This is a genomic window from Mycobacterium helveticum, assembly GCF_007714205.1.
GTDB classification, from domain to species: domain Bacteria; phylum Actinomycetota; class Actinomycetes; order Mycobacteriales; family Mycobacteriaceae; genus Mycobacterium; species Mycobacterium helveticum.
In genome coordinates, this window is record NZ_VMQU01000209.1 from 1 (window position 1) to 5,456 (window position 5,456).

3 protein-coding genes and 1 pseudogene are annotated in these 5,456 nt (G+C 72.7%); 1 reads left to right on the top strand and 3 read right to left on the bottom strand.

Annotated features, from left to right (window positions below; genetic code table 11):
• Positions 1-106: 106 nt before the first annotated feature.
• The 3 genes and pseudogenes from dnaG to FPZ47_RS26370 form a co-directional block, all read right to left on the bottom strand.
• Positions 107-1,585: pseudogene (gene dnaG, locus FPZ47_RS26360) on the bottom strand (DNA primase); the annotation flags it as partial.
• Between the two features lie 39 nt (positions 1,586-1,624).
• Positions 1,625-1,759 carry a hypothetical protein gene (locus FPZ47_RS30335; protein ID WP_281291891.1) on the bottom strand — a complete coding sequence of 45 codons (135 nt, stop codon included), beginning with the start codon at positions 1,757-1,759 and terminating at the stop codon, positions 1,625-1,627.
• Between the two features lie 203 nt (positions 1,760-1,962).
• Positions 1,963-3,228, bottom strand: coding sequence for a deoxyguanosinetriphosphate triphosphohydrolase (locus FPZ47_RS26370; RefSeq protein WP_144955496.1), 1,266 nt, complete (start codon positions 3,226-3,228; stop codon positions 1,963-1,965).
• An 83-nt stretch (positions 3,229-3,311) separates the two neighbouring features.
• Between FPZ47_RS26370 and FPZ47_RS26375 the strand changes: the two genes are divergently transcribed.
• Entirely contained in the window at positions 3,312-5,312 is a 2,001-nt protein-coding gene (locus FPZ47_RS26375) for a TPM domain-containing protein (RefSeq protein ID WP_144955499.1), read from the top strand.
• Positions 5,313-5,456: the final 144 nt, after the last annotated feature.

Consider the following 5,456-nt stretch of genomic DNA (forward strand, 5'->3'; position numbering starts at 1 on the left):
CCCCCCCCCCCCCCCCCCCCCCACCCCAGTATTTTTTAATTGATACGGCTACCACCCAGAACTACACACTGCAATTCGTCGGATGCGCCTTTTGTGAATATCACACTGGGTCGGGGCGGGCGGCGGCGGGCTCGGGCGGTGCCGCGGACGCCGCCCCGCGCCCGCCGGCGGTAGCGGGAACCCGGCGGCCCCCGCGGCCGGGGGCCGTGGGCTGCCTGGCGTGACGCCGGACCCGGTCGATGACCTGCGCGACGTCGTCCCACCCGACCCAGCCGGCGAGCTGGCGGGCGTACTCGTCGCGCAGCGTGGGGTCCTTGATCTGGGCCACCATCGGCACGCAGCGGCGCAGCGCGGCGACCCTGCCCTCGGCGCTGTCGAGGTCCGTCTCGGCGAGCGCGGTGCAGATCGCGAACTCGAACAGCGGGGTGCGCCGGGCCACCAGGTCGCGCAGCGCGCCGTCGCCGGACTGCAGCCGCAGGTCGCAGGGGTCCATACCGTTGGGGGCCACCGCGACGAACGACTGGCCGGCCAGGTTCTGCTCGCCGCCGAAGGCCTTGAGCGCGGCGGCCCGGCCGGCCGCGTCGCCGTCGAACACGTAGATCAGCTCGCCGCGAAAGAAGCTGTCGTCCATCATCAGCCGGCGGAGCATGCCCAGGTGCTCGTCGCCGAACGCGGTGCCGCACGACGCCACGGCGGTGGTGACCCCGGACAGGTGCATCGCCATGACGTCGGTGTAGCCCTCGACGACGACGGCCTGATGTCCCTTGGCGATGTCCCGCTTGGCCAGGTCGATGCCGAACAACGCCGACGACTTCTTGTAGAGCAGCGTCTCAGGAGTGTTGATGTACTTGGCTTCCATCGGGTCGTCGTCGAAGATCCGCCGGGCGCCGAACCCGATCACCTCGCCCGCCGAGGTGCGGATGGGCCACAGCAGCCGCCGGTGGAAACGGTCCACCGGCCCGCGCCGCCCCTGCCGGGACAGACCCGCGGTCTCCAACTCCTTGAAGTCGAAACCCTTGCGCTGCAGGTGTTTTGTCAGCGAGTCCCAGCCGGAGGGAGCGAACCCACAGCCGAAACGGCGGGCCGCCTCGGCGTCGAAATTGCGCTCCGTCAGGTAGCGGCGCGCCGGCGCGGCCTCGTCGGACTCCAGCGCCGCCGCATAGAATTCCGCGGCGGCCGCGTTGGCCCCCACGAGCCTGCTGCGGGTACCGCGGTCGCGCTGCACGCTGGTGGCCGGGCCGGTGTAGCTGATCGTGAACCCGACGCGGTCGGCGAGCAGTTCGACGGCCTCCACGAAGCTGACGTGTTCGATCTTCTGCACGAACGCGTACACGTCCCCGCCTTCGCCACAGCCGAAGCAGTGGAAGTGGCCGTGGTTGGGGCGCACGTGAAACGACGGCGACTTCTCGTTGTGGAAGGGGCACAGGCCTTTGAGCGAATCGGCGCCGGCGTTGCGCAGCTGGACGTAGTCGCCGACGACCTCCTCGATGCGGACCCGTTCGCGGATGGCGGCGATGTCGCGGTCGGGAATCCGGGCCCGGCCCTGGGGGCGGCCCGCATTCGCCGAACCCGCGGGACTGGACATTCGGCTAGTTTACGGCCCGGTCCGCGGCGCCGAGACCGACTAACAGCCCGCGCCGATCACGCCGCATGCGACCCGCTGCATCGCCTGGTCGCGGTCCTCGGCGCCGTGCAGCATCAGCGCGGTCTTGTCGCCCGCCAGCAGGTCGTCGCGGGTGAACGCGTCGGTGGTGGTCACCGACCGGCCGTCGGGTGACTTCAGTTGCGCGCTCAGCGACCCGGCGCTCGCCGCCGGGCTGGTCGTCGCCGACGGCGACGCCGGTGGGGCGCTCTTGACGGGAGGGACGGTGTCCGGCCGCGAACTGGGGTTCTGGCCCGGGCTGCAGGCGCTGAGGACCAGGACGGGAAGCGACAGCAGGACAGGGGCGACGCCGCCGTCCGCTAAGACCCGATCCGGCCGGTGTCGATGCGCTCCAGCCGCCCCTCGGTGTAGGACGCGATCTGGTCGACGACGACGCGGAACCGGGCGCGGTCGTCGGCGGCGGCGGTGAACGCGGCGGCAAACATCGGGTCGAGGGTGCGCGGCGCGCCCGAATGCAGCCACTGCGCCACCCGCTGGATGCGTTCGCGCTGCCGGGCCTGCGCGGCCAGATGCCGCGGGTCGGACATGATGAACTGCAGCGCGAGGATTTTCAGCAGGGCGACCTCGGCGCGCACCACGTCGGGCACCTGCAGGTCGGCCTGATAGCGCACCAGCGGTCCGGGGCCCGCCGCCGCCCGCGTGGTCGCGATCGCGACCGAGGCGAACCGGCCCACCAGCTCACTGGTCAGCCGCTTGAGGGCGACCGCGGCCGCCAGCGTGGCGTCGTACTTGCCGACCGCGGCGACCACCGGCAGCCCCGACAGCCGGTGGGCGGCCGCCATCAAGTCGTCGGCGCTGACCCGCGAGAATTCGCTCTCGCCCAGCTTTGCCAGCGCGTCGGCCTCGTCGTCGTCGGCCAGCACGCGCAGGTCGATGCGCTGGGACACGACGCCGTCCTCGACGTCGTGCACGGAATAGGCGACGTCGTCGGCCCAGTCCATGACCTGGGCTTCCAGGCACACCCGGTCCGCGGGCGCGCGGGCGCGCACCCAGTCCGCCAGCTCGCGGTCCTCGTCGTAGAAACCGTACTTGCGCCGCCCCGTCGCGCGCGTCCACGGATATTTCGTCACCGCGTCCAGGGCCGCCCGGGTCAGGTTGAGCCCCGCGCTGCCGCCTTGTGCGTCAAGCACTTTGGGCTCGATCCTGGTCAGGATGCGGAAGTTCTGGGCGTTGCCCTCGAAGCCTCCGTAGGCGGCGGCCAGCTCGTTGAGCGCACGCTCGCCGTTGTGGCCGTAGGGCGGGTGGCCGATGTCGTGGGCGAGGCCGGCCAACTCGACCAGCTCGAGGTCGCAGCCCAGCCCGACCGCCATCCCCCGCCCGATCTGGGCCACTTCCAGCGAATGGGTCAGCCGGGTGCGCGGGGTGTCTCCTTCGCGGGGCCCGACGACCTGGGTCTTGTCGGCCAGCCGGCGCAGCGCCGCGCTGTGCAGCACGCGGGCCCGGTCCCGGGCGAAGTCGGTGCGGTGCTGTCCTTCCGTCCCGGGCAGGCCCGCCGTCTTCGGCGCTTCGGGTACCCGCCGCTGACGGTCGAAGTCGTCGTAGGGGTCGTGCTGATTCGTGATCACCGAGGCACAGTCTGCCAGGCAACGCCGGGGCGGGCCCGCCTTTGCCCAGGGTGCTTCTCCGTGGGCCCGGGCTAGATTGGCTTATGCGCACCGCTCGCCTGCTCGGCGTGATCCTGACGATGCTCGGCGCCGGGTTGCTGCTGGCGCCCCCGGCCACCGCGCAGCCGCCGCAGCGGCTGGCGGGCTACGTCACCGACGGCGCGGGAGCGCTGTCGGGTTCCGGCCGCGCGGCGGTGACGTCGGCCGTCGACAAGCTCTACACCGACCGCCACATCCGGTTGTGGGTGGTCTACGTCGACAGCTTCTCCGATCAGAGCGCAATGAGTTGGGCGCAGCGCACCTACCGCCTCAGCGACCTGGGCGACCGCGACGCCCTGCTGGCCGTGGCGACGAACAGCCGCGCGTACGCCTTCCTGGTGCCGGCCACGGTCAAGAGCGTCGACGCGAAACAGGTCGACGCCCTGCGGCGCGACAAGATCGAACCCGCGCTGCACGACAACGACTGGAGCGGCGCCGCGGTCGCGGCGGCCGACGGGCTCGACGCGAAGTCCACGTCGTCGGGTCCGGTGGTGCTGCTGGTGGGGCTGGCCGTCGTCGCCGGCGCCGTGACCGTCCTGCTGGTCGTGATGCGCTTCCGCCGCCGGCGCCGCCGCGCCGCGGAGTTGAGCGCGGCCCGGCGGGTGGATCCCACCGACGCCGACGCGCTGGCCGCGGTGCCGCTCGACGCCCTCGCCGACCTGTCCCGCTCGATGGTGGTCGACGTCGACAACGCGCTGCGGACCAGTTCCAACGAACTCGCCCTGGCGATCGACGAATTCGGCGCGGAGCGCACCGCACCCTTCACCCGGGCCGTGGACAACGCCAAAGCGGCGCTGGCGCAGGCGTTCACCGTGCGCCAACAGCTCGACGACGCCACGCCGGAGACGCCGGGGCAGCGCCGGGAGCTGCTCACCCGGGTCATCGTGTCGGCGGCGCAAGCCGACCGCGAGCTCGAATCGCAAACCGAAGAGTTCGAGAAGCTGCGGGATCTGGTGATCAACGCGCCCTCGCGGCTGGACGGGCTGACCCAGCGCTACGTCGAACTCAGCGCCCGGGTCGCCCCGGCCGAACAACGACTCGCCGAACTGCACACCGAGTTCGACGCCGCGGCGCTGACGGCGGTGTCCGGCAACGTCGCGGCCGCCAAAGAGCGACTGGCGTTCGCCGACCGCAATATCGGCGCGGCCCGCGAATCTGCCGCCCAAGCCGTCACCGGGCAGCAGAGCGCCCTGGTGGACGCGGTCCGCGCCGCCGAGTCGGCGCTCGGGCAGGCCCGCGCGCTGCTCGACGCGGTGGACGGCGCCGCCAACGACATCCGGCACGCCATCGACGAACTGCCGTCGGCCATCGCCGACATCCAGGCAGCCATCCAGCGCGCCGACGAACAACTGCAGAAGACGCCGAACGGCGAATCGGCCCATGCCGGCGCCCTGGTCGCCGCGCGCGACGCGGCGACCGCAGCCCTCGACCACGCCCGCGGCGCCGGCTCCGCGGACCCGCTGAGCGCCTTCGCCCGGCTGTCCAAGGCCGACGCCGACCTCCACGGGCTCCTGGACACCGTGGCCGAGGAGCAGGCCAACGCCCAGCGGCTCGCCCGCTCGCTCGAGCAGGCGATGTTCACCGCGCAGTCGCGGGTGCGCGCGGTGTCGGAGTACGTGGACACCCGCCGGGGCAGCGTCGGACCCGAGGCCCGGACCCGGCTCGCCGAAGCCGAACGGCATCTGGAGGCCGCGCACGACAAGGGTGCGGACGACCCGTCCGAGGCGATCGCCCACGCCAACGCCGCGGCGACGCTGGCCGCCAACGCGCAGGCCCTGGCCAACGCCGACGTGCAGTCGGCTCAGCAGGCCTACACCCGCCGCGGCGGCAGCGACATGGGCGCCATGCTGGGCGGGATCATCATCGGGGACCTCCTCGGCGGAGGTATGCGGGGCGGCTTCGGCGCCTGGAGCCCCACGTCGTTCGGCGGTGCCTCGGGCTCGTCGTGGGGCTCTGCGGGCGGCTCGTCCGATGGCGACTTCATGGGCGGCGGCGGCCGGTTCTGAGAGTTGACCCGGCAATCGAGACACCACCGCTACACCACCGCCCCCGGGCTCTGGGAGCCCGGGGGCGGCGGTGTAGCGGTGTTTGGGGGGGGGGCGCCCGGGGGTGGCGGCCGCCGCCGGCCAGGAGCGGGGTGGCGCCCCGGG